The sequence below is a fragment of the Bacteroides sp. 1001302B_160321_D4 genome (genome assembly GCF_015667765.1).
Classification (GTDB): Bacteria; Bacteroidota; Bacteroidia; order Bacteroidales; family Bacteroidaceae; genus Bacteroides; species Bacteroides xylanisolvens.
Window position 1 is genome coordinate 1 of sequence record NZ_JADPLO010000054.1, and the last position, 26,743, is coordinate 26,743.

At 42.3% G+C, this 26,743-nt stretch carries 22 protein-coding genes; 1 reads left to right on the plus strand and 21 read right to left on the minus strand.

Translation table 11 applies throughout. The features are described 5' to 3' along the window. Positions 1-222 precede the first annotated feature (222 nt). From rpmA to KFO40_RS18845, 21 genes are all read right to left on the minus strand, one after another. On the minus strand, positions 223-486 hold the full coding sequence (rpmA, locus tag KFO40_RS18745) for a 50S ribosomal protein L27 (protein WP_004316697.1): 264 nt from the start codon (positions 484-486) through the stop codon (positions 223-225). Positions 487-507: 21 nt separating this feature from the next. Next, positions 508-825: a 50S ribosomal protein L21 gene (gene rplU, locus KFO40_RS18750; protein WP_004316691.1), complete on the minus strand. Its 318-nt coding sequence runs from the start codon at positions 823-825 to the stop codon at positions 508-510. Positions 826-1,018: 193 nt separating this feature from the next. Continuing rightward, on the minus strand, positions 1,019-1,657 hold the full coding sequence (locus KFO40_RS18755) for an HAD-IA family hydrolase (protein ID WP_074910202.1): 639 nt from the start codon (positions 1,655-1,657) through the stop codon (positions 1,019-1,021). A gap of 38 nt (positions 1,658-1,695) precedes the next feature. Next, positions 1,696-2,580 carry a TraB/GumN family protein gene (locus tag KFO40_RS18760; RefSeq protein ID WP_008645653.1) on the minus strand — a complete coding sequence of 295 codons (885 nt, stop codon included), beginning with the start codon at positions 2,578-2,580 and terminating at the stop codon, positions 1,696-1,698. A 26-nt stretch (positions 2,581-2,606) separates the two neighbouring features. Next, positions 2,607-3,137 (minus strand): C40 family peptidase, encoded by a 531-nt coding sequence (locus tag KFO40_RS18765; protein WP_008020893.1) that lies wholly within the window; start codon positions 3,135-3,137, stop codon positions 2,607-2,609. Between the two features lie 60 nt (positions 3,138-3,197). Further along, on the minus strand, positions 3,198-3,905 hold the full coding sequence (locus KFO40_RS18770) for an ABC transporter ATP-binding protein (RefSeq protein WP_008645654.1): 708 nt from the start codon (positions 3,903-3,905) through the stop codon (positions 3,198-3,200). 38 nt (positions 3,906-3,943) lie between these two features. Continuing rightward, a complete protein-coding gene (locus KFO40_RS18775; protein ID WP_211146698.1) occupies positions 3,944-5,437 on the minus strand; it encodes a DUF5687 family protein in 1,494 nt (497 codons plus the stop codon). A 24-nt stretch (positions 5,438-5,461) separates the two neighbouring features. Continuing rightward, positions 5,462-8,299, minus strand: coding sequence for a M16 family metallopeptidase (locus tag KFO40_RS18780; RefSeq protein WP_211146699.1), 2,838 nt, complete (start codon positions 8,297-8,299; stop codon positions 5,462-5,464). 81 nt (positions 8,300-8,380) lie between these two features. Beyond that, a complete protein-coding gene (kdsA, locus tag KFO40_RS18785) occupies positions 8,381-9,181 on the minus strand; it encodes a 3-deoxy-8-phosphooctulonate synthase (protein WP_004316678.1) in 801 nt (266 codons plus the stop codon). 117 nt (positions 9,182-9,298) lie between these two features. Next, complete coding sequence (locus KFO40_RS18790; RefSeq protein WP_004316677.1) at positions 9,299-10,225, minus strand: diacylglycerol/lipid kinase family protein; 927 nt, start codon at positions 10,223-10,225, stop codon at positions 9,299-9,301. Positions 10,226-10,282: 57 nt separating this feature from the next. Then, the gene (miaA, locus tag KFO40_RS18795) at positions 10,283-11,203 is read right to left on the minus strand and encodes a tRNA (adenosine(37)-N6)-dimethylallyltransferase MiaA (protein ID WP_008020907.1); all 921 of its coding nucleotides are present in this window, start codon (positions 11,201-11,203) and stop codon (positions 10,283-10,285) included. 876 nt (positions 11,204-12,079) lie between these two features. Next, entirely contained in the window at positions 12,080-14,734 is a 2,655-nt protein-coding gene (locus tag KFO40_RS18800) for a TonB-dependent receptor plug domain-containing protein (RefSeq protein ID WP_211146700.1), read from the minus strand. A 116-nt stretch (positions 14,735-14,850) separates the two neighbouring features. Next, positions 14,851-16,056, minus strand: a complete 1,206-nt coding sequence (locus tag KFO40_RS18805; protein ID WP_178287162.1) for an ABC transporter permease — start codon at positions 16,054-16,056, stop codon at positions 14,851-14,853. 105 nt (positions 16,057-16,161) lie between these two features. Next, entirely contained in the window at positions 16,162-16,806 is a 645-nt protein-coding gene (locus tag KFO40_RS18810; RefSeq protein ID WP_009039688.1) for an ATP-binding cassette domain-containing protein, read from the minus strand. Between the two features lie 20 nt (positions 16,807-16,826). After that, positions 16,827-18,374, minus strand: a complete 1,548-nt coding sequence (locus KFO40_RS18815) for a DUF4836 family protein (RefSeq protein ID WP_178287160.1) — start codon at positions 18,372-18,374, stop codon at positions 16,827-16,829. Between the two features lie 40 nt (positions 18,375-18,414). Continuing rightward, positions 18,415-19,113: a 16S rRNA (uracil(1498)-N(3))-methyltransferase gene (locus KFO40_RS18820; RefSeq protein WP_004315426.1), complete on the minus strand. Its 699-nt coding sequence runs from the start codon at positions 19,111-19,113 to the stop codon at positions 18,415-18,417. Positions 19,114-19,121: 8 nt separating this feature from the next. Beyond that, entirely contained in the window at positions 19,122-19,715 is a 594-nt protein-coding gene (locus KFO40_RS18825) for a bifunctional nuclease family protein (RefSeq protein ID WP_009039690.1), read from the minus strand. 13 nt (positions 19,716-19,728) lie between these two features. Next, positions 19,729-20,979 carry a nucleoside permease gene (locus KFO40_RS18830; RefSeq protein ID WP_008020916.1) on the minus strand — a complete coding sequence of 417 codons (1,251 nt, stop codon included), beginning with the start codon at positions 20,977-20,979 and terminating at the stop codon, positions 19,729-19,731. A gap of 523 nt (positions 20,980-21,502) precedes the next feature. Beyond that, on the minus strand, positions 21,503-22,681 hold the full coding sequence (locus KFO40_RS18835; protein ID WP_004315432.1) for a class I SAM-dependent rRNA methyltransferase: 1,179 nt from the start codon (positions 22,679-22,681) through the stop codon (positions 21,503-21,505). Positions 22,682-22,786: 105 nt separating this feature from the next. Further along, a complete protein-coding gene (locus tag KFO40_RS18840) occupies positions 22,787-23,455 on the minus strand; it encodes a 3'-5' exonuclease (RefSeq protein ID WP_009039691.1) in 669 nt (222 codons plus the stop codon). An 8-nt stretch (positions 23,456-23,463) separates the two neighbouring features. Further along, positions 23,464-24,123 (minus strand): DUF5063 domain-containing protein, encoded by a 660-nt coding sequence (locus KFO40_RS18845; protein WP_008645659.1) that lies wholly within the window; start codon positions 24,121-24,123, stop codon positions 23,464-23,466. Positions 24,124-24,249: 126 nt separating this feature from the next. Here KFO40_RS18845 and KFO40_RS18850 point away from each other — a divergent pair, with 126 nt between their 5' ends. After that, on the plus strand, positions 24,250-26,742 hold the full coding sequence (locus KFO40_RS18850; protein ID WP_009039692.1) for a DNA translocase FtsK: 2,493 nt from the start codon (positions 24,250-24,252) through the stop codon (positions 26,740-26,742). Position 26,743 lies beyond the last annotated feature (1 nt).

Below are 26,743 nucleotides of genomic sequence, written 5' to 3' on the forward strand. Positions count from 1 at the left end.
AAGCAATATATACTATCATAATATATATAGAAATAATATATATAGAAATAATACTATTGTGTGTTGTATATAAACCTATGATGTCTGTTTGTATATAAACGTATTTTAATGATGGGTGTTTTATATAGAAGCTGGGCTATGAAGTGAATTGGATATAAAAAGAAAGGAGATACAATCTTGTGGATTGCATCTCCTTGTCTTAACTATTTTCAGTCCGGATAATTATGCTTCTGTTGCAGGAACGATAGAAACATATCTTCTATCTTCTTTACCTACTTTGAAATTAACTGTTCCGTCTACTAAAGCGAAAAGAGTGTGGTCTTTACCCATTCCGATGTTTTCACCCGGGTGGAATTCAGTACCTCTTTGACGAACGATGATGTTACCTGCTTTGCAAGCTTCGCCACCAAATATCTTAACGCCTAATCTCTTGCTCTGTGATTCGCGGCCGTTCTTAGAACTACCGACACCTTTCTTATGTGCCATTTCTTCTTACTTTTTAATTGATTAAGCTACTACTTCTGTAATTGTTAATTCAGTGAACTGTTGACGGTGACCGTTCAGTTTTCTGTGTCCTTTTCTTCTTTTCTTGTGGAAAACAAGAACTTTGTCGCCTTTAACCAAGTTTGAAACAACCTGGCAAACAACTTTAGCACCTTCTACGGTAGGAGCACCTACTGTAACGTTTCCGTCTTTGTCTACCAAAAGAACTTTTTCAAATTCTACTGTTGAACCGTTTTCTGCACCTTCGATGTGGTGAACGAACAACTTTTGACCAGCTTCTGCTTTAAACTGCTGACCGTTAATTTCTACAATTGCGTACATCTTATATATAATGTATAAGTTAGCTCCGGCGGGTGGTCTTTAATCACTTAAAGAGCTCTTTATCGAACCCGTTGCGGAATAATCGGGCACAAAAGTACTATTTTTATTCGTTCCCGACAAATATTTCTTTTATTTTTTGTAGGAGATAAAATGATTACAGCAAATAAATGAGCATTTTAACTCTCATTGCAGTCTATTGGACCAACTCTCCCAAATTCTGCATAATGATTTTGTGTGGATAGTCACGGAGTTCTTCGGCTGTTGTCATTCCGTTCAATACGCCGGCAAAATCTACTTCTGCATTTCGGGCCGTTTCAGCATCTACCGTGCTATCTCCGATATACAAAGTTTCTTCGGGTGTACTTCCCAAATGTTCCAAAGCAAATAGTACCCCTTCCGGTGAAGGTTTCGGTGCTTTTACATCTTCTCCTCCCACAACTATATCGAGAAAATCCTTTGGCAGATATTCTTCCAGATAACTCAATATCCGGAAGCGATACTTGGTAGAGATAATTCCGACGCGGGCACCCCGTTTCTTTAATTCTTTCAGTGTAGATAATGTATCAGGAAAAAGACGGGTATTTACATTCATGTGTACATCAGCTTCCAGTCTGTATTCCTGCCGGAAAGATTCTAACTGTTCCGGGTCGGTAATTCCGGTAAGGATACTGAATGATTCTTCCAGTGTTTTGCCGATCGTGCGCTTGATAGCTTCATCGGTAACGGTTAAATACTGGTGCCGGGTGAGCACAATTCTGAAACATTTAACGATACCACGCGACGAATCGGCTAATGTGTAGTCGAAATCGAATAAATAGGTTTTGTAGTTCATTGGAGAAAACTTTTCCGCAAAAGTACTAAATACTTTTCTTATTTCACAGGTTCTACTGTGTATCCTTGGCTTTTTAGTAACTTTAATAATCCTTTTTCCCCGGGAAGGTGCAGGGCGCCTACCGCAACAAAAGTCGGAGCGGCTTTCATGATAGCCGGTAATTTTTCAGCCCATATTTTATTACGGTTGTAAATTAGGGCATCTTCTTCGCTGGGAAGTGCGTCGCATTGATTGCCTTTGCGCTCTTCGCTGATTTTGAACATAGTGTTCAAATCCTGTTTCATGTAAGCGTTCGTGAGCTTTTTCAGGTTTTCTACTTCTGCTTCTATATTATTAAGAGTGCACATGAGTAGCTGTGCTTGTCGTTGTAGTGAACTACCGTTGAAAAGCAGGTTGAATTGGAATTCGGCAGTTTCCAGACCGTCCACCTTTTTTCCGTTTTGGGCGGCTTGGCTTTGAAAGAACGTGTCGAGTTGCTCTTGCGGGTTGAACTTTCCTACGTGTTTTATGTAAGCCATTACCACTACATTATTCAACAGGAAGGCAGGTTTTAGTTTTGAAGCCATATTTAAGTCTACCATCAGGTTTTCTTTGCAGAATTTGTTAGCAGTCTCAAAGTCTTCCGGAGAAAGGAGGGAGGTCAGTGTGGTATCACTATCAATCATCATTGCTTTTTGCATCTTTCCCATGGTGGCGGGCGACTGCATTTCCGACATTTTCAGTTCTCCATACACCTGTTGCGTTTCATTCATCGCTTTTTGAAGTCCGGCAATGCTGTCCATGATGCTGAATGGTGCCAGGTGATGAGTGCCTATGATGTAGGACGGTTGAGTTAGTCCGTTACCGGACACTTTCCATAAAAGTTGTGCATTGGCACTGAATGCCACACAGATAAATATAACTGCTCCGATGAATGATTTCATAATTTTATATCATTAGAAGTTGATAATTAACGTATCCTGCCTCCGCTTATCCAGTGTTTGGTATAATAACTCTCGTTCAAGTTGCTGACGATCACTCCTTTACTGGTACTGGAATGAATGAACTTTCCGTTTTTCAGATAAATACCTACATGAGCTACTTTCTTTTTTGAACGGCTACTGGTAAAGAATACCAAGTCTCCTTCCCGAAGGTTTCGCTTAGCGACCTTATTACTTTCTTTTTTCAAGTCCTCTGTATTGCGTGGCACTTGGGTGCGGTATACCTTTCGATACACTTGATAAACCAGCCCCGAACAATCTGTTCCTCGTTTAGAATCACCCCCGCCACGATAAGGAACCCCTATCCAGTCGGCTGCTTCGAGATAGAGCTTATGATTATCTTCCAGATTGACATCTACACCTAATAAAATAGAAGCTCGTGCCAATGCTTGATAGTCCAGCCGGGGAGCGGAAGTGCGACAGGAACTAAATATAGCAGCCAGCCCAACTAATAGATAGATAAATCTTAATTTTGCCTTCATCAACTGTATCTCAATCATTAATTATCAACCCCGTCAATCATAAATCATAAATCACAACTCATAACTCATAAATCTCCCTCACTCTTCTGCTACATTAAAATAATCCTCCAGTTCTTTTTCTGCGGAGTTATCTTCGTTGATAATATCCCGGATGATGACCCCGTGTTCCAGTAAAGCGATCCGTGGACATACATCTACGGTATGATTGAGGTTGTGACTGGATATGATAACCGTAGCCTGATGCTCCTCGTTGTATTTCTTAAGCAGATGTTTAATGATAGACTGCGAACTTGGATCAAGGAAATTGAACGGTTCATCCAAGATTAATAATTGCGGATAATGAAGCATGGCGGAGATTATCCCGATCTTTTGCTTGTTACCGGCAGAGTAGTTGCGAATTAATTTTTTGTGTCCGATTACTTCTCCGCTCATAAAGCGTTCGAAAGGGACAAGTCGTTCGTCTACTTCTTCTTTCTTGAGCCCATACATTTTCCCGATGAAATAGAAATATTCTTCCGGAGTGAGATAATCGATCAGGAAGCCATCGTCGATGAAAGCACCGGTAATGCTTTTCCAGTCTTCACTCTGGCTGACATCAATATCATTTATAATCACTTTTCCATCGTCTGCTTTCAGCAGATCCAACATCAATCGGAAAAGAGTTGTTTTACCGGCACCGTTGTTACCCACCAATCCGAGCATGTCGCCTTGATTGATTTCGTAATGTTCTATGTCTACGGCAACCTTTTCACCGAAATTCTTTTTAAGTTTATCAATGGTAATCATGATCTTCAATGTTTATATAGTTAATGATTCATGAACGTTTATTGGCGGCTGTCTCTGAAGCCTTCCATATTTTCGTACCGCCGTTTCATGAAGCGATGATATACATTTTTTATCCATAAAGGAGAGGTCAGGGTAAATCCGAGACCAATCACTAACAGGATTGTGTAAGTGATTGTTTCTCCCCAAAGTGCATTTAACAGGCTGTATAAGATAAGCGGTACGCCGAAAGCACCGAAATTGACCAACATCTGTATGGCGCTATTGTTTTGTCGGCTTGTCACTTTTTCGTTCAGAGGTACTGTCTGTTTGTTGTAAACAGCCAGTTGGAAGAAGCAGAAATAGATAAAGCCAATGGTATAGAAAAACCAGGCAAAAGCACCCAGTAAGGTCAGTTTGTTCATGATGATAGCGGGGATCATCAGTATGAAAGGTATAATCTCACCAATACTATATGTGTAATATTTAGCTTTCAGCAAACTCATAATCGATTCTTTGCGAGACATCAGACCATCAATGTAGTTGCCTTCAAATGACATAATCTGTGAAAGGATAATCATTCCGAATACGGCAAAGTTATACACACAAATAAAAGAGGTCATGAAATTACCGTCATAGACACTGGAAAAGCTAAGTGCAACGGAGAAAGCTACAATTACGATAGAGATATTGCGTAGTGCACCTTTGCAGCGGCGGTTGCGTAAGAGCATTTTCAGTTCCAGCCGCATATATTCGCCCACTTCTCCGTAACGTTCGAAGAATTTATATTCGGAGACGTGTTTTATTTGGGTATCATCCACTTTGGCTAGCTCTGCATAAATAAGCCCGGACATGATTTTGCGGTTAATCAGCCATAAAAGCACAATTACAAGTATGGTGCCGAGAAAATAGAAAATGTTTCCCTGTATATATCCGTCTCCCAGATCCATGAAAAAATAGAAGAGGGGACTATCTTCGGGAATAAAAAGAAGGCAGCCTATTCCACCGTAGAAAGCGATAGGTAATAGAATCCACCAAATACGTTCGTTGATAAGAGTGCGGCAAAGCAAGTACCAGTAATTGTTGGCAATAATTAATAGCAGGATACCGATAAGATAGGTGATAACACCGGAGATACCGAAAAACTTGGTAATAGTGATGAAGGAAAAAGGGACAAATAGAAACAACCAGAACAGGTTGAACAGACTTAGTCCCGAGCGGATCAGTAAAAAGTCGATGACACGAATTCGTTTAACCGGCAACAGGAGGTAAGGTTTTACCTCCTGTGTCGGTGTTTTTTGTAACGGAACACGCAACAGGAAGTCCAGTGCCAGGATAAAGATCAGAACCACTGCGTTCATTACATGATATGGTTCCCGGTTGGGAACCATATCTGAAAAACCGAACGCGAATGTCGTACCGAAGAATATCAGGTAACCGGCCCAAAATGCGCCCATGACATAACCGAGTATTTTAGCAACTTTGTTCTTTTCATACATCGGATGCCGTTTGGCGGCGAGCCTTCCATGTTTACGTAATTCGTTGAATATCATCATTCAGTAGATATACTAGAGAAATATTTATTTGTTTTCTTCCGGTACAGTCATAATGACTTGAATTTCGTTGTTCTGTTTCAGCAACTTGGCAAGGAAGTCTTGTACTTCTTTAGCAGTGATGCTGTTGACCAACTTTTCATAGTCTTTTGTATTATCGATACCGGTGTAGAAGTATTCGTCCATGTTATTGAGCCAGTAGCCATTTTCTTTTTGGGCGTCTTTATACTTCTTCAGCATATATTCTCTGATCTTCTGCATGTGTTCGGCAGACGGACCTTCTTTGGCCATTTTGTGGAGTTGTTCCACAACGATAGCAGAAAGGTGGTCTTTCTTGGCAGGATCAGTCTGGAATACGATTTGAAGAACCAATTCTTCTTTCGGATATTTACCCAGGCTTCCGTTACAGCTTACGCCGTATGTACCACCTTCTTTTTCACGGATTTCTGCTGTGTAAACCAAATCCAGAGCCTGATCTAAGAAGCTAAGCAGGACGTTGTTGCGTAAGTCGTATTTGCAACTACCACTATAAAGGAACATGATGGTAGCCATCGGCGTTTCTTGTGCCTTTGCGAATTCATTCTTGATCTGTCCTTTGCGGATATCCATGTGATTGTCCTTGAAAGTCTCTTTACGGTTGATAGATGGCAGACTACCCAGATATTTGGCGATCAATGGTTTCATCGTTGCCAAGTCTACATTTCCTACCAAGTAGAAAGTAAAGTCGCTTGCGTCTTTGTAGCGGTCTTTGTACATTTCGAGAATACGGTCGTAGTTGATCTGGTCTACCATATATTCTTTCATTCGGATAGCACGTGGATGATGACCATATAATACACTTGTAATAGTGTCACTGAAAGCAGTCATCGGGTTGGCATCCGCATTTTGAAGTTCGGCTTTCAAACGATTCTTGTAAGATTCGAATGCTTCATTGTCCTTGCGTGGAGAAGTGAAAGTCAGATAAGTGAGTTGCATCATTGTCTCAAAATCTTTCGGTGCACAGCTACCGGAAACCGTTTCTGTTGTATTACCGATACCGGCAGCCACGTTTGCACGTTTACCGGCAAGAGCTTTGCCCAAGTCAACCTTGCTGAAATTACCGATACCACCCACCAGGGCTACTCCGTTTAATTGAGCAATATTGATGATCTCTTCGTTCGGGAATATGCTCGTACCACCGAAACTTACCCCTTTCATAACAATTTGGTCAGCTTTGAAATCAGTAGGCTTCACATATACAGTTACACCGTTGGAAAGCACTAACTTAGTCGTACCATAAATGTCTCCGGCTTTTTCAGAAACAATTTTGCCACCTTTCAGTTCTTCCGAGATCAGCGGTTCGTTAGAGACTTTGTCTTCATAAGGCTTCAAGTCAAATGACTTCATTTGTTTCAGCAGAGCGGCAATCTCTTCTTTGGTAGGATATTTCACTCCTTCTTTTTCCGGACCGGCCAACAGAACTACCTGGTTATTATCAGTAATCAGTTGTTGCATGATCTGGTTAACAGCTTCTACCGGAATATTCGGAGCCAGTTTGTTCAGGAGCGTATATTCAACTTCGATTCCCGGAATCGGTTCTTTATCAAGGAAGTTGTTAACGTATTCGTTCACATAAGAGCCGCTTTTGGTTTTTTCGCGTTCGTTGTAAGCAGATTCTACGGCTTGCAGATAGTTGGCGCGTGCGCGGTCATATTCTGTTGGCGTAAATCCGAAGCGGCGTGCGCGTTCTGCTTCTTCCAGGATAGTCTTCGTAGCTAAATCGATTCCGTCGATTTTGCTGCTTGCGCTGATACTGAATGCTTCTTTAGTTTTGGCAAGGAAATATTCTCCATATTCTGCACCGGCACTTGTGAAAGGAGGATTAGCAGTCTGGCGAAGTTCGTTCAAACGGTTGTTCAGCATATTCATAGCCATGCTGACCATGTAGTTCGTTGCGTAATAAGCGATGGTATTCTTCAAAGAATCCGGGGTAGCATCTTGTTTGAAGAAGATGTTGACAGAAGGATTTTTCACTTCTTTGTCAGTTCCGATATAGATAAGCGGTTCCTGATTGTCTGCTACCGGATAGTAGATACGTTCGGCCGGATTTACCGGAGCTTTTACGTCTGCGAATACTTTTTTAAGTTTGGCTTCAATTTCATCTACGTTGATGTCACCTACAATAACGATACCTTGCAGGTCCGGACGATACCATTTGGCGTAATAATCGCGGATATCCTGATACGGGAAGTTGTTGATAACGTCAATGCTTCCGATAGGCATACAGTCTGAATATTTAGAATCCGGATACATCGTAGACTGTGCATCAGTCATGATACGAAGCATACCGCTGTTGCGGCTTCTCCATTCTTCACGGATTACGCCACGTTCTTTGTCTATTTCCTTGTCAGCAAGATCGATAGCGCTCGACCAGTCATGAAGGATAAGCAGGCAAGAGTCTACTACATTGATATTTTCAGTTGGTACGTTGCTGATATTATATACCGTTTGGTCGACACTGGTATATGCATTCAGGTTCGTTCCGAACTTGATACCTTTTGTTTCACACCAAGGCACGATACCGAGTCCGGTTTCATCACCCGGGAAGTTTTTGGTTCCATTGAAAGCCATGTGCTCCAGGAAGTGAGCCAAACCACGTTGTTGCGGTTCCTCAAGGATAGAACCTACTTTCTGTGCGATGTAGAATTCTACTCGTTTTTCAGGAAGTGCATTGTGTCGAATGTAATAGGTAAGCCCGTTGTCCAGTTTACCGATGCGGACGTTTTTGTCCACAGGCAGTTCTTGCATGGGTTGTGCAAGTACGAGCTGGAAATTGCAGCATATAAAAAGGACTGCAATAAATAATCCACGTAATAAATGTTTCATGTTCTATTTAGTTTAAATAAATATTTCTTTGTTATTTGTCGTCGTGTTTGGTTGTAAATCACAAATAGACAGGGAAAAGAGTTATTTTATAGCTTCCCGTATCCTGACTAACTTCGTTAACAGCCCTTCCAGGAGGTCTAACTTTAGCATATTGGCACCGTCACTTTTAGCTACTGCAGGATTCTCATGTGTCTCAATGAATATTCCGTCAGCACCCACAGCGATACCTGCTTTAGCTACAGTCTCTATCAGTTGCGGCATTCCACCGGTTACTCCACTGGTCTGGTTGGGCTGCTGCAGGGAATGGGTGACATCCAGAATAACCGGATAACCGAATGATTGCATTTCAGGGATGCCGCGATAGTCTACAACAAGATCCTGATAACCGAAAGTCGTTCCGCGTTCGGTAAGCATCACATTTTTATTTCCTGCTTCCACCACTTTATCGGCAGCAAACTGCATTGCCAGCGGAGAAAGGAACTGTCCTTTTTTGATGTTAATTGTTTTTCCGGTTTTCGCTGCTGCAACCAATAAATCGGTCTGGCGGCAAAGGAAAGCCGGGATCTGAAGTACATCTACATATTCGGCTGCCATAGCTGCTTCATCTGCACTGTGAATATCTGTCACAGTCGGAACTCCGAAAGTTTCATGTACCTTTCTTAATACTTTGAGTGCTTTTTCGTCACCGATACCTGTAAACGAATCCAGACGTGAGCGGTTAGCCTTGCGGTAAGAGCCTTTGAATACGTATGGAATTTGTAGAGCTTCGGTGATTTTTACTACTCGTTCGGCAATGCGCATTGCCATCTCTTCACCTTCTATAACGCATGGACCTGCCAACAGAAAGAAGTTACCGGCAGGATTGTTCTTAAGTTCTATCATTTTTCTTAATCTAATTATAAGTTTATGTTTCTGGCACGGATTACGCGAACTATACGGCTTTTGCAGATGTAGATTTACTAAAAAACGTGTAATCCGCGTAATCCGTGCCTGAATTTATCAATTTGGAATAATAAGTGTTGTTTTTTCCGAAAGCACCCCTACTTCCAGCGGGAAATGTCTGGGCAACAACCGCCCGTCCAAATCCACAGCGGCGTTTTGTGCCCGGAGTACTTTTACTTTCTTCGTCCGGTAGCTTTTCACTACCTTATGATTCAGGATTCTTCCCTGAATCAGCATCCATAGTCCGGAAATGATTTGCAGGAATTCCGGGCGGTAGATAACGGAGACATCCAGCCATCCGTTATAAGGAACGGCGCTAGGCGTCTGTCCCCATCCCCAGGCACTGCCTATGCATACGGTCATGATGCGTCCGCGGATATGCTCGTCGTTGATGCGGAGGTGCATCCGATAGAGTTTCCGTTCAAATATAAGAGAAAACAGGGCGGCCACGTAGGAAAGGAATTTCACCCCCCAGAAGCGTTTGGTCTGATCGGTGATTTTAACGATTCGTGCCCCCAGTCCGATATTAACAGCATTGAGGAAGTAGCGGCGTTGGTGTTCTTTTCCATCGTAGAAATTGCAGTACCCCACATCTATTTTCTTCAGCCGGTGATTGATGATACAGTCGACAGCCGGTTTATATTCGGTACTAAGCCCCCAATATTTGGCGAAGTCGTTTCCGATACCATTGGGAATCATGCCGAGAGCGATGTTTTCTTTATCTTCGGCATCGGATAGCATAATGCCGTTGATGGCATCATTTAATGCCCCATCACCGCCCACAATGACAATCGTGCGATAACCATTGTTGGCTAAAATCTTGGCAAGACGTTCCACCGAACCGAAACCCTCGGATTGTACATAGTCATAGTCTACGCCTTTGCTGTCCATGTACTCCTTAATTTCTTTCCAGCGCTTTTTTACCTTTCGGGTACCAGCTTTCGGGTTGTAAATCACTCCCCATTTTTTTGGTTCTACACTCATATTCGTATATCTATCCTATTGTGTATTAAAAATCACACTATATAACTGACAAAGATACTAAATCCCTTCCAGTTTCTCTTTTACAAAAGCTATCTTTTCTTCCATCGGCAGCTCCGCATTCATCCAATGGATGGTAAATCCTCTTCTTTCCATGCCGCGAAACCAGGTCATTTGTCGTTTGGCAAACTGATGGATCGCAATTTCCAGACCGTTGAACATCTCTTCATAGGTTAGTTTTCCAATAACATACAATGTCAGGTATTTATATTCCAACCCATAATAGATTAAATCATCCGGCGCAATTCCTTGCTCGATCAATTGCCGCACTTCATCTACCATTCCTTCGTCCAACCGTTGTTTCAATCGGCGGGTGATCTTTTCACGACGCAGTTCCCGGTCAATATCCACTCCGATAATGAGGCTGTTCAATTCAGGAAACTCCCGTTCGGGAACCGGATGGGCAGCATAATATTCTTCAATCTCTATCGCACGGATAGCACGTTTCACGGTATCTACGTCGGTAGAATTGTGTAATGTTTTGTACCGGCCTAATATTTCCGTCAACTCTTCGAGCGAATGATTTGCCAAACGAATACGTAATTCAGGGTTTTCCGGCACGGGCATCAGCTTATATCCTTTCAATACGGATTCCAGATACATGCCTGTCCCTCCACATAAAACGGGGAGACAGCCTTTTTGTTTGATTGATTCGTAAGAAATCAGGAAATCGCGTTGATATTCGAATACATTATATTTATATCCGGGATCTGCAATATCGATTAAGTGGTAGGGGATTGTACGTCCGTTTACTGTATAGTCTGCCAAGTCTTTTCCCGTACCGAGATCCATCCCTCTGTATATCTGACGAGAGTCGGCACTGATAATTTCTGTATTGAGTTCATAGGCCAAGGCCGCGGCAAAGGGAGTTTTACCCGAGGCTGTAGGTCCGAGTATGGCGATTAAATCATAGTCCGGCATAGCTTCATTCTTTTATATCTGCAAAATTACGAAATAATTTTAACCTGTTTGATATTCAATCACTTTTTTATCAAGATAAGGAGAGGGAGAAGGATTCTTTATGTTTTCGTTCTTGTACAAAATGAATTCCCACCTCCACGCACTGAAAAAGAATTTTTCATTTCATTTCTCATATTCTCATTGTTTTTGATAAACGAAAGATAATCAGATAGATATTTTATGAGAAATACTTTTTAAAACGGCATTTCTCATAAGTTTACCCGTATTTTGGCTCAAAATCGACCTTATTCTCATAGCGTTTCAGGGTATTTCTCATAGTCAAAAGCCATTCGTCTTTCCTTTTTTCTTTCGACTTACCTTATTTTTATCAGGAAATGAAGCTACTATTTAGATAAAATAGTGGCTTTTTGCTTGAAGATGCTCATTAGTTCCGATTGTCCCATATATTGTGGGAAAGTATTCCCATATATTGAAGGAAAACTTTCCCACAAAATGAGGGAATCCTTTCCCAAATTGTAGGGAATCTTTTCCCACAATATATGGGACTAAGGCACTGTATATGGAAACAAGCAAAAGGAATACATCGTTCTATTTATTCAATGCCGGCTTCCGGCACATTACACTATGAGAAATACCTTGAAACACTATGAGAATAAGGTCTATTTAGAGCTAAAATACGGATAAACTTATGAGAAATACCGTTTTAAAAAGTATTTCTCATAAGATATTAATCTGATTATCTTCCGTTTATCCAAAAACAATGAGAATATGAGAAATGAAAATGAAAAATCGTTTGCAGGGAGTACGGAATAGATTGTATTTAGTTCATTTTTTGTACCAATAATGAGTCTATTCATATCTCAAATTCAGTTTCATTTATTTTTTGTTGATCGTTTGTATCGTCCGGCATATCTTTCCGTTTTTATCCACGCCTTCTATGATGATATCTTCCGGTGCAGTGCTGTCCGGAGTATAATATTCTATAGTTGCTTTTCCGTCTGCATTCAGTTGTAAGGATGGATTCCAGTAGATAGTGCTTCGTAAATCCGAACGTTGGTCATTCTTTTTCTCGGGAGTATCATAAGTCGGTTGATAGAACTCTACTGAATCGCTATATCCCAATGGAGTACATGTAATAATGCCCTGTGCCGGTCTTGCCGGGAGATCCTTGCCGTCTTTCAGGGTAATGACAATAGCGCCTGCCGAACCGCGGGAACCTAAAATTGCTGCATCAGCACCACGAAGAAGGCTCAAACTGGACATGTCGCTGGTTTGAATCATGGTCAGTATGTCGTTGTCGTCTTCATAGACAACATCATCAATGACGATAACGGGTTGTTCGGGATTGTTGCGGATATGTATTTCGTTTCCGTTAGTCACACTGACCCCCGGAAGCCTGTTGACTGCATCGAAGGCCGTCTGTGCGCCGAATCCTTCAAGTCTGTCTCCTTCGATAGTGTAGGTGTTGATGCCTCCTGTATAAATACTTTCCGAGCTGGCTTTCTTGCGGCTTCCTGTAACGACTACTTCTTTTAGGTTGTATACTCTCATTCCACCCTCCATATAATACTGGTCGCGGGTATTTAGTAAATAATCTTCCATAAAGGAGGTTGACGTTCCATCATGAAAAGGAGATTTAGGAGAAGCTACCGGATATTGGGGAGCATCGATCACAATGTCCACTCCGGCGAATCCTCTTTTGGTACGTGCCTGAACGAGGAAAGTTGTGCTATCTTTGAATGATGTATTGACGATGAATTCTCCTTTATCATCTGTGGTAGTAGTGGCAACGATGTTCTGTTTGGGAGCTAAAATACAAATAGGTCCTTTTTTGACGTTGCCGCCGAAGAAACCCTTGATACGTCCGCTGATGGTTTGTCCTTTTTCCATATAGTTGGTGAGGTTCAATGAAGGCGAAGTCAATACATTCCGGATATGATGCCTGCGCCATCCGTGCGTCATCATCAAGAAGTCTATCGTGCGAAGCGTACGCAGGTCTTGCTGAAGAACATAATAGCCCGGATTTTCTACATATCCTTTCAAATCGGAAGTTAGTAAAAGATTCGATAAGATATTATCTGCAAGCGAGTCCGGCTGGATACTTCTTCTGTCTGTAATGCTGACGGAGAAACTACCTTCTACCGGAGTTCCGTTATCATCCTTTGCTGAAATTTGCAAGGAAACCTTTTCTCTTTTTCCGTATGTAGGCTTATCCGCAAGGATTTGCCATTGATGTGGATTCCGGTCGGGTACGAAAACTAAACGTTCGCTAAGTGCGTTTCCCTGTTGGTCGATTAACATAAAATGGGTGATACCTGCGTTGAATAAACTGTCATTCATTCTTCCAAAAGTCCTGTCGGCACTGACCGGTTGCAAGATTGCCAGCTTTCCACGAGTGTGTGCAATCAAGAATAACTTTTGGGGCCACTGGGTAGCTTCTGTTTTTTGGATTTCGTAGCGTATTTCCTTTTTGTAATGCGTCATGGAAAGAGCGATTCCTTTTTCTTCTACGGCCGGAAGATCGAATCGTTTGGTAATGCCGTCACTAGACTTGGCAATCACATAATAGGAGTTCCCTGCAATCGGGTTCAAGGTGAAAACTCCCATACCATCATGCTCCGAGCGAAAAGCAGTTAATGTGTCTCCTTTTGCATCGAACAGAAATCCTTCTATTTCTGTGGAAAAACCATCTGATCCTTGAGCTTTGAAAGCTATGTTTTGATGAGCAACGGTCAAGAGAGCTCCACCTTCCGGGAAGAACTTAACGTCAAAGTCTTTTGTAAACGAAGGCAGATAGAACGTTCTCTTATAAATATATTGAGGATCGTCAAATTCTACTTCAATCTGGCGTGTGGCAATAGGCTTCAGATCCGGCAGAGAAATAGAAATCAAACCACTTTCGTCTGTCTTTCTTTTACCTTTATCTTTTATCTTTCCGTTTTCGATGGTGCGATAGCGGATGGTTGTATTTCCGAAAGCCTCTTGTGTATTACTGGTAAATCTGACCTTGGCTGTATAATGTGATTCGTCTTCTTGTTGATACTCAATAGTTGAAACAATCGTGTTATCAATCGAATTACCAATTTTCAGATTACGTGAATAAAAGAATTCCGGTTCTTGGTTAAGCATCCAGTTGCTATATCCCCGCAAATAATAATCACCCGCAGGGAGAGTGGGAGGGAGGGCGAAAGCATTATGGAATCCTAACGAATCTCTGCGAATCTTCTTGCGTTCCACGATAGAGTCGGAACGATTGACAAGCTCCGTAATGATGAAGTTACTTTGCGTATTGTCTTGATGAGTGACAGAATTTACGAGATAGCCCTTGAACCAGATTTTTTCTCCTGCTCCATAGAAAGGCTTATCCAAATGCAGATACAGTTTCTCTTGCGGAACTTTCTCCAGCAGATTGAAATACGCAAGAATTGTGTCTTGTGCATTTTGTGCAGATAAAGAGGTAACACAAAGCAGCATTCCGAAAAAGAAAGCCATTAAACCTCTATGGATGGAAAATGTAGTTTTGCTTTTCATACAGTATATCTTTAATACTGCGTAAAAATACCACTTATTTCAAGATCGTAAAAAAAGATTCGTCAAAACAATACAGAATGTGTATGATATTACAAACTTTTGTACGAATGATGGCTTTATGATTTATGCATCCAGATAGAAAGTACCTTTCTCTTTACTGCCAGTATGTTGATTACTGATACGACTATGAATAGAAGAATGCCCATACTGATAGCTGCCCATAATGACCCGGTTTCCAGTTGTGGAAACAATAATCGGATGCTATCTATGTAATAACTGCGTAGCCAGGAGACTAATCCGATGGATAATACAAGTACGATAACATTCAGTCCTACCGTGAGTAACTGATAAGGCAATGCTACCTTGTTGGGACTGTACCCGATTAATAACAAACTCTCCAACTTAGTCGTATTTTTTTGCAAGAGCAAGAAAATGCTCAACATCAGGATATAGAATGAAAGAATACTGATAAATAAACCTACCCCCAATACAATGCCTACGATAAGACGGAGGAAATAAGTCGTTTTTCCGGCATCCAGTTTGCCGTCTTCCGTTTCATATCCTTTCTTTTGAAAATAGCTGGCGATAGCGGAATCCGCCGGATTGCTCACTTCGATAATCAACCGGGCCGGCTGCGCTTCTGCATTCGGTGCGAAATTCTCATTCGCCCATTTCATAAAAGACTGGGGAACAAGAATCGTATTCAGACGATTGGAGAAGCCGACAATGTTTCCTTTGTACTGTTCCACCCGTCCGTTTCCACGCATCATGATATCCATTTGAATCAGCCCCATCAATCCTTCCGAGAGTTTGGGAAGACTACGGCTCTGTGCAAAACCGAAGTTATAAAGGTTCAGATAGTTGCGGGGAATGATAATGGGGATGGTATGCGTGCTTTCGTCGAAGTGCCATTTGTCGAGTTTGATGTCGACAAACTTATCAGGAACAGACTCAAAAAACATATCCGTGGAAAGATGAATACCAGCTTCCTGCATGCCCAATCCTGCCGATACTTTGAATTGAGAAGGAGTGAAAGCCCCTATTGTTTTGGTAAACGGTTGTTTCTTCAAATCCGCAATATCTTCGGCAGAGAACGTATTACTCTTTCCTGCAAAAGAACCGAGTGTGCTGATTTTCTTTGTAGCTATGATGAAATCCTTTTTCATAAAGCTGTCTCCCTCGGTGAATACCGGAATGACATCTTTATAAAACTGCACACTAAGCAATACAATCATCATGCCGAATAGATTGGCTAAAAAGAAACCGGCCAGTTGACCGATACTGATATGTTGGCGGAGGAGCTTCCAGACAAGGGTTGGCATTTTATTTATGATTTTACGATTTACGATTTGAAATGTTGCAGTGGAGGGAGACGGCTGATTTTCTCACTTACTATTTTCCACTCATTTTTTGTTATTTATTACTCGTTACAGTTGAAGTATATGGTTGTAAGGCAACTCGATATGCTTACCGATGGAGGTTGCGATTACACCGGCTCCTTGTGTCTTTGCCTCGGCAATGATAAGTTCACCCATGATGCGGCTGTTATCATCATCCAGATGGCTGATCGGTTCATCCAGAAATAAAAAGTCGAACGGCTGGCAGAGTGCCCGGATAAAGGCAACACGTTGCTGCTGTCCGAAAGATAGTTTGCCGGCTTTCACATTTATTTTATCTGCGATACCCAGTTGCTCGAAGAATGATAAGATTTCTTTTTTCTTTTTGCATCCGGTAAGGTTATTCTTCAATTGCACATTTTCAAGAGCGGTCAGTTCGGTGAAGATGCGTAAATCTTGAAAAAGCATACTTAGTGAATGCTTTCTTAGGTCGACCCATTGCTTCACGGAGTATGCTTTGATATTGGTTTCATCGAAATTAATAATCCCCTGGTAGTCGTTGCGATAACCATAGATATAGCTGCACAACGAAGATTTGCCGGTGCCGGAAGCTGCTTCAATCAGATACATTTCTTCTTTCCGGAAGATCAGATCCTGGTGCCATACATCCGAAGTCACCGAATTACGGTCAGCAAACACTTGGGGAAGTGTTTGCTGCAGGTGAATACTATTCATACCGTTTGTTTACAAATTAATTACATGCCGGCAAATTGCTTGGCAAAGTCTACGATTTGTTTGAGAGCGTTGACGTCTTTGTCTTTCAGGCAAAGGTCGATCTCGCTGATTTCTCCTTCTGAACTCATTGACAGATAAGAAACCTTATTGGCTAACTCAATATATGTTTTAACTTCCTGTCCTCCGAAACCTGCTACCATTTTAACAACAGGCAAGTCCAGTATTGCTTCAGCGTTGATTGCTACAAAGATGTTTTTACCCTTCATATCCGATGCGTAAGGAGCTTCTTTTATCGATTTGTCGGCAGCTTTGCCCACGTTCTTGTAGAGTAATTCATCATTGGTAGCATACATTTGTTTATCCTTGATACCGAAGAATATATTCATGCCTTTTGTTTTGTAGACATATTCGTCCTTGCCAAGTTGAATGATATCTTCCCCTCTTTTCAGTCCCAATGATTGCTTGTTCTTATAAATTGTTTCGAGGGCATTACCATTCTTAACATCCGCATACATCATGAAAGTAGGAGCACTGTTCATCGTTACGTTGATTAATCCCGCAGAAATATCACCATTGAACGAGCCGAACAACTCTTTTACTTCGTCTGCTTTAGCAATAGATACTGTATTGCGGAATTCCTTATTCTCGCTCAACAGATTATAAAGCCCTTCTCCTTTCACACCTACATTGAAGAACATCAGCGTGGAAGACGGGAAGTATTTAACGAAAGTGTTGTTTGCTTTTCCAAATGACTCCATTTGTTTTTTTATAAGCGCTTTCACGGCTTCGTTTTCAGTATAGTTTTCTGTTTTGAGGGCAATCTTGCCTTTCTCAAAATTCAGTCCTCCTACAAGAGTGATGTCCTCTGCTTTCACCTCGGTTGGTAACCCCATGCTTATCTGGTTGCGATAGGTTGCAGGGATAGCTTCCATAGAAGCAAGGAAGTTGATATCGCTTTTCTGCTTTTCCATTTTTTGGAAAGCTCCTGATTTTACAATGCTGTTATCTGCCGTCTGTTTCAACAGATTAGTGATGGCTTCTTTGGCTTTTTCAGTTTGAGTGGTTCCGCTTACATTGACTATCAATACAGTAGAATTGTTGAAAGCGAGCAGGCCGCCATTCATTGTTGTAAAACTGTAGCCGTCAGCTTCGCTTATCGGCTGGCAGATTTGTTCTTTAGCCATCACGTCGAGTGAAGCATGAAGATTGTCCTCATTGTTCACTTTACCTACAACAGTAGGGTAAGGGAAAGAAGAGGATGAGAATACATAGAATGGAGATTCGACATCGATTCCCGATTCACCCGGATTCTTCATGACCTTTTCCAGTTGTTGGAAGGTAGCGGCATTCATTCCGCTTTTCAGTGCTTCCAGTACTTTTTGTTTCGCAGCTTCATTCTCTTTATCATCCAATCCCGCTTTATTTGCAAGGGATTTGAGGTTGATAGAGGCAACTACCGAGGCGTCAGCCGGTATCACATTGGTATACTCCGATGTTTTGGAACATGCTGCCAGAAAAACAATCAGTACTGCCAGTACCGAGAGTCGTGAAATCGTTTTCTTTGCCATACTTATGTTATTTAAAAGTTGTATAATCATTGATTCAGAATTATTGATTTTGTAGGTTCAGCGTATGGCAGGCCACCAGTGCCGCTGTTTCCGTACGGAGTCGTGATTTGCCCAAACTGATCGGAACAAATCCCTGTTCGATGGCTTTCTTCACTTCTTCTTCACTGAAATCTCCTTCGGGACCTATCAGGACAAGGGCGTCTTCTCCGGGTTTCAGGACATTCTTTAATAAAGGTTTTTCACCTTCATAACAGTGGGCGATAAACTTCTGTCCTTTGAACTCTTGTCTGATGAACGGATCGAACTCAATCATCTCATTCAATTTAGGCAACCGTGCCTTGAGAGATTGTTTGATTGCTGATACAAGAATTTTTTCAATCCGTTCGGTCTTGATGACTTTACGTTCCGAGAAACGGCAGTTGAGGAAAGTCAGTTCGTCAAATCCGATTTCGGTAGCTTTCTCTGCAAACCATTCGTTACGGTCCATGTTCTTCGTCGGTGCCATGGCAATGTGTAAATGGCACGGCCATAACGGTTCCTGAAAAATCGTTTCTTTGATCGTTACAAAACAACGTTTGTTGGTCGCAACAGTAATTTCAGCTTTGTAGAAGTTCCCCTTACCGTCCGTAAGAGTGATTTCATCTCCGATACCTAATCGCAGAACGCGGGTACAATGTTGTGCTTCCTCTTCGGGAAGTTCGTTGCTTTTCTGTATATCGGGAGTATAAAAAACGTGCATAATGTTACTTACTGGTTTTTATTTCTTGAATTGATTTGGTCACGTATCCGGGCGGCTAATTCATAATTCTCATCTTTGATAGCCTGCTCCAGTGCTTCCTCAAGCGTTATGGAAGTAGCATCCGGCAAATCATGTTCTTCTTCAGTCTCTTCGTCGTTGTCCGTTTTTTCAGAATGGGTTCTTTCTTCCGACGACATGTGAAGGCATTCCTGTTCAAGAATAGATTCATAAATAAGAATTGGACAGTCGGCACGCACTGCCAAGGCAATTGCGTCTGAAGTCCGTGCGTCAATACGTATAATCTCTTCGTCTTTCTTAAGGTAAATATAGGAGTAAAAAATACCATCCTTTGCTTTGTAAATTAACACACGTATCAGACTGGCTCCCAGTATGGTGAGGCTTGTTGTAAACAGATCGTGTGTCAATGGACGGGGTGTCTTTACTCCCTTCAGATATAAAGCGGTAGCCTGGGCTTCCGCGGGACCGATGATGATAGGCAGTTGCCGTTCACCGTCCACTTCGCCTAATAGCATAGCAAATGCGCCTACTTGCGCCTGGCTGTTCGTGATATTTATAACTTGTAATTCTACCTTTTTGTCCATCGTTCTCTTTTACTTAATTTGTTTTACTCTCCTGCTGGTGTTTGTACTTGAATACCAAGGCAAACAGGATGCCGATCACCAGCGCGTATGCTGCGAATATTAGCCAGATATCCATCCATTCGCGACTCACCAGTCTGCCGTCAGCATACACAGAGAATGCATCTACTACCGCACCGCTGGCATATCCGCCAATGATGGCTCCCAGTCCGTTGGTCATCATAAAGAACAACCCCTGTGCACTGGCACGGATGGAAGAATTGGCTTCTTGTTCAACAAACAATGAACCGGAAATGTTGAAGAAATCAAAGGCCATACCATAAACGATCATGGAAAGGATCAGCATCCATAGTCCCGATCCCGGATCTCCAAAACCGAACAGCCCAAACCGGAATACCCAGGCAAACATACTGATTAACATGACTTGCTTGATTCCGAAATGACGCAGGAAGAAAGGTATGGCAAGAATAAACAGTGTTTCCGACATCTGCGAGATGGACAGCAGGATTACCGAATGTTTCACTCCGAATGATTCTGCATATTCGGGGATGCTGGCAAAGCTACTTAAGAAAAGATCACCGTAAGTATTTGTAATCTGCAATGCCGCACCTAAAAGCATAGAGAAAAGGAAGAAAATAGCCATCTTCTTTTTCTTGAATAACACCAGCGCATCCAGACCGAAAGCGGAGAGCCATGATTTGTTTTCTGATTTAGCCGGTCGGCAAGCGGGAAGGGTGAAAGAATAAAGCCCGAGTAGTAATGCGGAAGCACCGCCTACATAAAGCTGTGCACTTGAATTCTTAAACCCGGTAAGGTCGACTGCCCACATGGCACAGATAAAACCGATCGTTCCCCATACACGGATGGGAGGGAAGTCTTTAATCAGGTCACATTTATATTGTTCTAGTGCATTGTACGATACAGTGTTAGCGAGGGATAGCGTGGGCATGTATACCAACAGGTTGAGTAGCATAGCCCAATACATCTGGTCGTATCCTGTTGCAGTAGAAGCGTAGAAGAGGCATCCGGCTCCTGCGATATGGCAAAGCCCGTATAAACGTTCTGCATTAAACCATTTATCGGCAATGATACCGATAATACCCGGCATTACCAAAGAGGCAATCCCCATAGTAGCGAAAATGGCTCCGATCTGTCCTCCTTCGAAATGAAGTTCTCTTCCCATATAGCCACCTAGTGATATTAACCAGGACCCCCATACAAAGAATTGCAGGAAGTTCATAATAATCAAACGAACTTTTATACTCATGACTTTTTTAATTTGTGTTTCTCTTCACGTTCATAAACCTTGCAAATATAATATTTTCATTGAATAGGTAGACTAGTAATTTGATAAAAAGGGGATAAAAATGGCATAAATGCGAAGAAAAGGAGAGATTTGGTCGTGAAAAAACAAATGAAGGGGGTATAAAAAAAAGAAGGCTATCTATCCCAGACAGCCAATCTTTGTTAACCTTAAATCTAATACCATGAAAAACACAGTGCAAAGATAGACGGTTTATGTTATACAACATAATGTTTTCTCAAAAATCTTCCGTTTGTTAACTCTAATTAACTTTGAATCCTCCGTTTTTCTGTTACTGCCCTTCTGTTTCACCACAGATTACACGGATTAACACAGATTTTTATCAATCAATCATTATATCCGGATTCTCTGTTCTCACCTTAGAAAAGGAAAAGGACTTCGTGAAGCCCTGTGCCACCCTGTGGAACTCCTGCATGACTTTGTGATAAAAATCTGTGTTAATCCGTGTAATCCGTGGTGAATCCGGTTATTCTACATAGAGTACCAGGCCTTTCAGGTATTCTCCTTCAGGATGGTAGATGTTTACCGGATGGTCGGCGGGTTGAGTCAGTTGATGCAGGATGCGTACACTACGTCCTGACATGGCTGCTGCGGTAAATACGGCAGTACGGAAATTGTCCTTGCTTACTACTTGCGAACAAGAGAAAGTAAACAGGATGCCGCCCGGTTTGATTTTCTCGAATGCTTTGGCATTCAGTTTGCGATAACCTTGTAAAGCATTCCGCAGGGCGTCTTTGTGTTTGGCAAATGCGGGCGGGTCGAGAATGATTAAATCATACTGGTCGCCCATGCGGTCGAGATATTTGAAAGCGTCCTCGGCAAAAGCCTCGTGGCGGGAATCACCGGGGAAGTTCAGTTCTACATTTTTATTAGTCAGATCAATTGCTTTGGCAGAGCTGTCGACAGAGTGGACGAGCTTTGCACCTCCGCGCATGGCATAGAATGAGAATCCGCCGGTATAGCAGAACATATTCAGTACCGAACGGTCTTTGGCATAACGTTCCAGTAAAGAACGATTTTCGCGCTGGTCTACAAAAAATCCGGTCTTTTGACCTTTCAGCCAGTCTACATGGAACTGCAAACCATATTCTTGCGCGATATTATCACTGCTTCCTCCTTTCAAGAAACCGTTTTCGGGGAAAAGATCTGCTTTAAAAGGAAGAGTTGTTTCTGATTTATAATAGATATTCTCGATCTTGTCGCCCATTACTTCGGATAAAGCTTCGGCAATTGTCATGCGGTCTACGTGCATTCCTGCAGAGTGTGCCTGCATGACTGCAGTTTTGGCATAAACGTCAATAACCAGTCCGGGGAGATTGTCTCCTTCACCATGAACGAGCCGGTAAGTGTTGTTGGTCGGATTGGTGGCGATGCCGATACTGCGACGCATATCGTATGCTATTTCCAGTTTGCGTTTCCAAAAATCGTGATCGATAGGTTCCTGATGGAAAGACAGTACGCGCACAGCAATACTTCCGATCTGGAAATGTCCTTCGGCAATAAATTCTTTTTTGGAGGTGTATACTTCTACAACTTCACCTTCATCGGGCTCTCCGTCAAAACGGGCGATAGCACCGGAAAAAATCCAGGGGTGGAATCTCTTAAGAGAATCTTCTTTACCGGGTTTTAGATATACTTTATGCATAATATAGCCTTTCCCTAACCCTCTCCCAGGGAGAGGAGGATTGAGATAGTTTTGTTATTGGTTATTAATTACTTATTTTATTATTTATCACTTATCATTTATCGTCTATGACTGCTGGTTACTTATAGGGCCGATAGTGACTTCTTTCCTTTCCTTGGGAGCAGGTGGGAGAGCAGCTATTTCCCAATCTCCTGTCTGTTTCAGCTCTTGCAACAGATTATAGATGTTGAGGCAAGCCCATGCATCCGTGGCGGCATATTGTTTCTGCCCGTCGCTCAATACATCAGCTTCCCAGTTGGACAAGCGCTGTGATTTGGATATTTTTTCTTTGAATAAGATGGCATAAATCTTTTGCAGACTTTTGTCCTGTATACCGAATTGGCGCACATAGTCCTGCAACTCAATACAGCTTTGTTGAGTGAAAGGTGCGCGTTTGTGCAGCATCATAAAGTCATCTTTCAGTGAAAGGCCCACTTTGATTACAGCCGGGTTCTCTAATAAGTCAACCAATGGCTGGGTCAATCCCGTCATGTTGAGCCGGAATAGGAAACAACATTCTTCAGAAGAAATCTGGAGGAGTGCTACTTTGTGCGATTGTCCTTTGGTAAAGGAAGGACGCGTTTCACTGTCAATGCCTATCACAGATCTGGATTGGAGGTAAGCTACTGCTCTTTCCGTTTCAGCTTCCGACTGGATAACGTAAATACGTCCCGGAAAAACAGTTTTCGGGAGTTCTTTTAGTTCATCTTTATCTATGGTTCTTCTTACAATCATTTCTATTTTTATTCATCATCGTGGCAATGGCAACCGTCTTCGTGACAGTGGCAATCATCGTCGTGGCAATGACAGCCTTCTTCTTCACAACAATCGTTGTCGTCGCTTGGTTCGTAAAATCCTTCTTCATTACCATTCTCTTCCTCCTCTTCCAGCTGGTTGTATTTCACGTCATGAAGGGCGCGTAGCGTGTTTACCAGTTTCTGTCCCCACAGTGTACCGAAGTTTTCCTGACAGATAGCCAATGAATCATTCATTGTTTCGTTCAGTCCCAGTTGGAAGACAAATATGAAATCTTTAATATCCTGATAAATGTCAGCCAGATCTTCCGATATTGATTTCTTGATAGGCTGGTCGCTATAAACCATATCTTGTACGAATACGTCCAGATAATCATCCTTGTCACCCATCAATCCTGAAAGATTAATACGCAGAATTTCGTAAATCTCTTCTGTGACATACGTTTCGGGTGCTTCGTCCCCGATCGTCTCACATTTGGGTAGCATAGATGCTTTGAGATAGAGCAGGGGGAGTATTTTTAATGATGTATCAACGAAAGTACTACGCTTCATGCGTTCGGCACGTTCGAGAAATGCACAAAATTCGGCGGCTACTGTAACGAACTCAATTACGTTCTTATCAAATATCGTTTGGCTTTCTTTTTCCATGATCTATATTGATTTGAAACGCAAAGGTAAGAAAAAGGATTGAATGAGCGTAGTGCTCGTTATTTTTTTATTATTTTTGCGGCTTAGAATCTCATTCCAATTTTATAAAAATAGAATAAAAGACTCATGGCAAAGAAGAAATTAGATAAGGAGGCAGAAAGCACTCCCTCTTCCCCCAGTAAAATTGTGGCTGTATGTAAGAATGAAACTGTTCATTTTGTGATTGGATTGATGCTGGTCATCTTTTCCGTTTACCTGTTGTTGGCTTTTTCTTCCTTCTTCTTTACGGGGGCTGCCGATCAAAGTATTATCGATAGCGGTAGTTCGGCGGATTTGGCGGCTGTTAATAATCAGGTGAAGAATTATGCCGGTTCACGTGGAGCGCAGTTGGCAAGCTATCTGATAAACGACTGTTTCGGCATTTCCTCTTTCTTTATACTTGTTTTTCTGGCAGTGGCAGGATTGAAGTTGATGCGTGTACGTGTGGTCCGCTTGTGGAAGTGGTTTATTGGCTGCACGCTTTTATTAGTCTGGTTCTCCATATTCTTCGGATTTGCTTTTATGGATCATTATCAGGATTCTTTCATTTATCTGGGCGGTATGCATGGATACAATGTCAGTCGTTGGTTAATCTCACAAGTAGGAGTACCTGGTGTATGGATGATCCTGTTGATAACTGCTATCTGTTTCTTTATATATATAAGTGCGCGTACTGTTATTTGGTTGCGTAAACTTTTTGCGTTGAGCTTCCTAAAACGCGAAAAGAAAGAGAAGGAAGAAGTCATCCCGGAAGGGGAAGGCGATCAGGAATTCACGACTTCCCAACCGCAGGAAGTGGAGTTCAATTTGAAACGGACGTATAAACAGACACCTCCTCCGGCACCAGTGATGGATATACAGGCTGAAGAACCCGAAGATGAATTCCCGCTCAACCAGCCGGATCCGGAAGATTCTCCTTTGTCTGATGGAAGTGAAGGAGTGACGATGGTGTTTGAACCGACTGTTTCCAACCCTGTTCCCGCTGTGCAGGACGAACCTTTGGAAGAGGCGGAACCCGGGTTTGAAGTAGAACCTGCTGCTTCTGAAGAAGAATATGAGGGACCGGAACTCGAACCTTATAATCCTACTAAGGATTTGGAAAACTACCGCTTCCCGACTATCGACCTGATGAAGCATTTTGAAAATGATGATCCGACGATTGACATGGACGAACAAAATGCAAACAAAGATCGTATCATCAATACATTGCGCAGTTTCGGAATCGAAATCAGTACGATTAAAGCAACGGTAGGACCTACGGTAACTCTATACGAAATCACTCCGGAGCAAGGAGTACGTATTTCTAAAATCCGTGGTTTGGAGGATGATATTGCATTAAGCCTTTCTGCTGACGGTATCCGTATCATCGCTCCGATACCGGGTAAAGGAACAATCGGTATTGAAGTGCCGAACAAGAATCCGAAGATCGTTTCCGGGCAAAGTGTGATCGGAAGTAAGAAATTCCAGGAATCCAAATATGATCTGCCTATTGTATTGGGTAAGACCATCACGAATGAAGTCTTTATGTTCGACCTTTGCAAGATGCCGCACGTATTGGTGGCGGGTGCAACCGGTCAGGGTAAGTCAGTAGGTTTGAATGCTATTATTACTTCCTTATTATATAAGAAGCATCCGGCAGAATTGAAATTTGTACTGGTCGATCCGAAGAAAGTAGAATTCAGCATCTATTCGGTGATTGAAAATCATTTCCTGGCCAAACTTCCTGATGGAGGCGAACCGATTATTACAGACGTAACGAAGGTCGTGCAAACCCTGAACTCTGTTTGTGTAGAGATGGATACCCGTTATGACCTGCTGAAGATGGCGCATGTACGTAATATCAGAGAATATAACGAGAAGTTTATTAACCGTCGTCTGAATCCGGAAAAGGGGCATAAGTTTATGCCGTATATCGTAGTGGTTATTGACGAGTTCGGAGATTTGATTATGACTGCCGGTAAGGAAGTGGAACTTCCGATTGCCCGTATTGCGCAGTTGGCACGTGCTGTCGGTATTCACATGATTATTGCTACACAGCGTCCGACTACCAATATCATTACGGGTACGATTAAAGCCAACTTCCCGGCGCGTATCGCTTTCCGTGTATCTGCCATGATGGACTCTCGTACTATTCTTGACCGTCCGGGTGCTAACCGCCTGATTGGTAAAGGGGATATGCTCTTCTTGCAGGGAGCTGATCCGGTACGTGTGCAGTGTGCCTTTATCGATACGCCGGAAGTGGAAGAGATTACAAAATTCATTGCCCGTCAGCAAGGTTATCCTACTCCGTTCTTCCTGCCCGAATATGTGAGTGAAGATAGTAATAGTGAAGTAGGGGATATTGATATGGGACGTCTCGATCCGTTGTTTGAAGATGCAGCCCGGTTGGTTGTTATTCATCAGCAAGGTTCCACTTCATTGATTCAGCGTAAATTTGCGATTGGCTATAATCGTGCCGGCCGTATAATGGATCAATTGGAGAAAGCCGGAATTGTAGGTCCTACACAAGGAAGTAAGGCGCGTGACGTATTGTGTATTGACGATAATGATCTTGAAATGCGATTGAACAATTTACAGTAAT

Bases quoted from the DNA above. Each gene is read 5' to 3' on its own strand.
- rpmA (WP_004316697.1), bottom strand. From the start codon at position 486: ATGGCACATAAGAAAGGTGTCGGTAGTTCTAAGAACGGCCGCGAATCA.
- rplU (WP_004316691.1), bottom strand. From the start codon at position 825: ATGTACGCAATTGTAGAAATTAACGGTCAGCAGTTTAAAGCAGAAGCT.
- KFO40_RS18755 (WP_074910202.1), bottom strand. From the start codon at position 1,657: ATGAACTACAAAACCTATTTATTCGATTTCGACTACACATTAGCCGAT.
- KFO40_RS18760 (WP_008645653.1), bottom strand. From the start codon at position 2,580: ATGAAATCATTCATCGGAGCAGTTATATTTATCTGTGTGGCATTCAGT.
- KFO40_RS18765 (WP_008020893.1), bottom strand. From the start codon at position 3,137: ATGATTGAGATACAGTTGATGAAGGCAAAATTAAGATTTATCTATCTA.
- KFO40_RS18770 (WP_008645654.1), bottom strand. From the start codon at position 3,905: ATGATTACCATTGATAAACTTAAAAAGAATTTCGGTGAAAAGGTTGCC.
- KFO40_RS18775 (WP_211146698.1), bottom strand. From the start codon at position 5,437: ATGATGATATTCAACGAATTACGTAAACATGGAAGGCTCGCCGCCAAA.
- KFO40_RS18780 (WP_211146699.1), bottom strand. From the start codon at position 8,299: ATGAAACATTTATTACGTGGATTATTTATTGCAGTCCTTTTTATATGC.
- kdsA (WP_004316678.1), bottom strand. From the start codon at position 9,181: ATGATAGAACTTAAGAACAATCCTGCCGGTAACTTCTTTCTGTTGGCA.
- KFO40_RS18790 (WP_004316677.1), bottom strand. From the start codon at position 10,225: ATGAGTGTAGAACCAAAAAAATGGGGAGTGATTTACAACCCGAAAGCT.
- miaA (WP_008020907.1), bottom strand. From the start codon at position 11,203: ATGCCGGACTATGATTTAATCGCCATACTCGGACCTACAGCCTCGGGT.
- KFO40_RS18800 (WP_211146700.1), bottom strand. From the start codon at position 14,734: ATGAAAAGCAAAACTACATTTTCCATCCATAGAGGTTTAATGGCTTTC.
- KFO40_RS18805 (WP_178287162.1), bottom strand. From the start codon at position 16,056: ATGCCAACCCTTGTCTGGAAGCTCCTCCGCCAACATATCAGTATCGGT.
- KFO40_RS18810 (WP_009039688.1), bottom strand. From the start codon at position 16,806: ATGAATAGTATTCACCTGCAGCAAACACTTCCCCAAGTGTTTGCTGAC.
- KFO40_RS18815 (WP_178287160.1), bottom strand. From the start codon at position 18,374: ATGGCAAAGAAAACGATTTCACGACTCTCGGTACTGGCAGTACTGATT.
- KFO40_RS18820 (WP_004315426.1), bottom strand. From the start codon at position 19,113: ATGCACGTTTTTTATACTCCCGATATACAGAAAAGCAACGAACTTCCC.
- KFO40_RS18825 (WP_009039690.1), bottom strand. From the start codon at position 19,715: ATGGACAAAAAGGTAGAATTACAAGTTATAAATATCACGAACAGCCAG.
- KFO40_RS18830 (WP_008020916.1), bottom strand. From the start codon at position 20,979: ATGAGTATAAAAGTTCGTTTGATTATTATGAACTTCCTGCAATTCTTT.
- KFO40_RS18835 (WP_004315432.1), bottom strand. From the start codon at position 22,681: ATGCATAAAGTATATCTAAAACCCGGTAAAGAAGATTCTCTTAAGAGA.
- KFO40_RS18840 (WP_009039691.1), bottom strand. From the start codon at position 23,455: ATGATTGTAAGAAGAACCATAGATAAAGATGAACTAAAAGAACTCCCG.
- KFO40_RS18845 (WP_008645659.1), bottom strand. From the start codon at position 24,123: ATGGAAAAAGAAAGCCAAACGATATTTGATAAGAACGTAATTGAGTTC.
- KFO40_RS18850 (WP_009039692.1), top strand. From the start codon at position 24,250: ATGGCAAAGAAGAAATTAGATAAGGAGGCAGAAAGCACTCCCTCTTCC.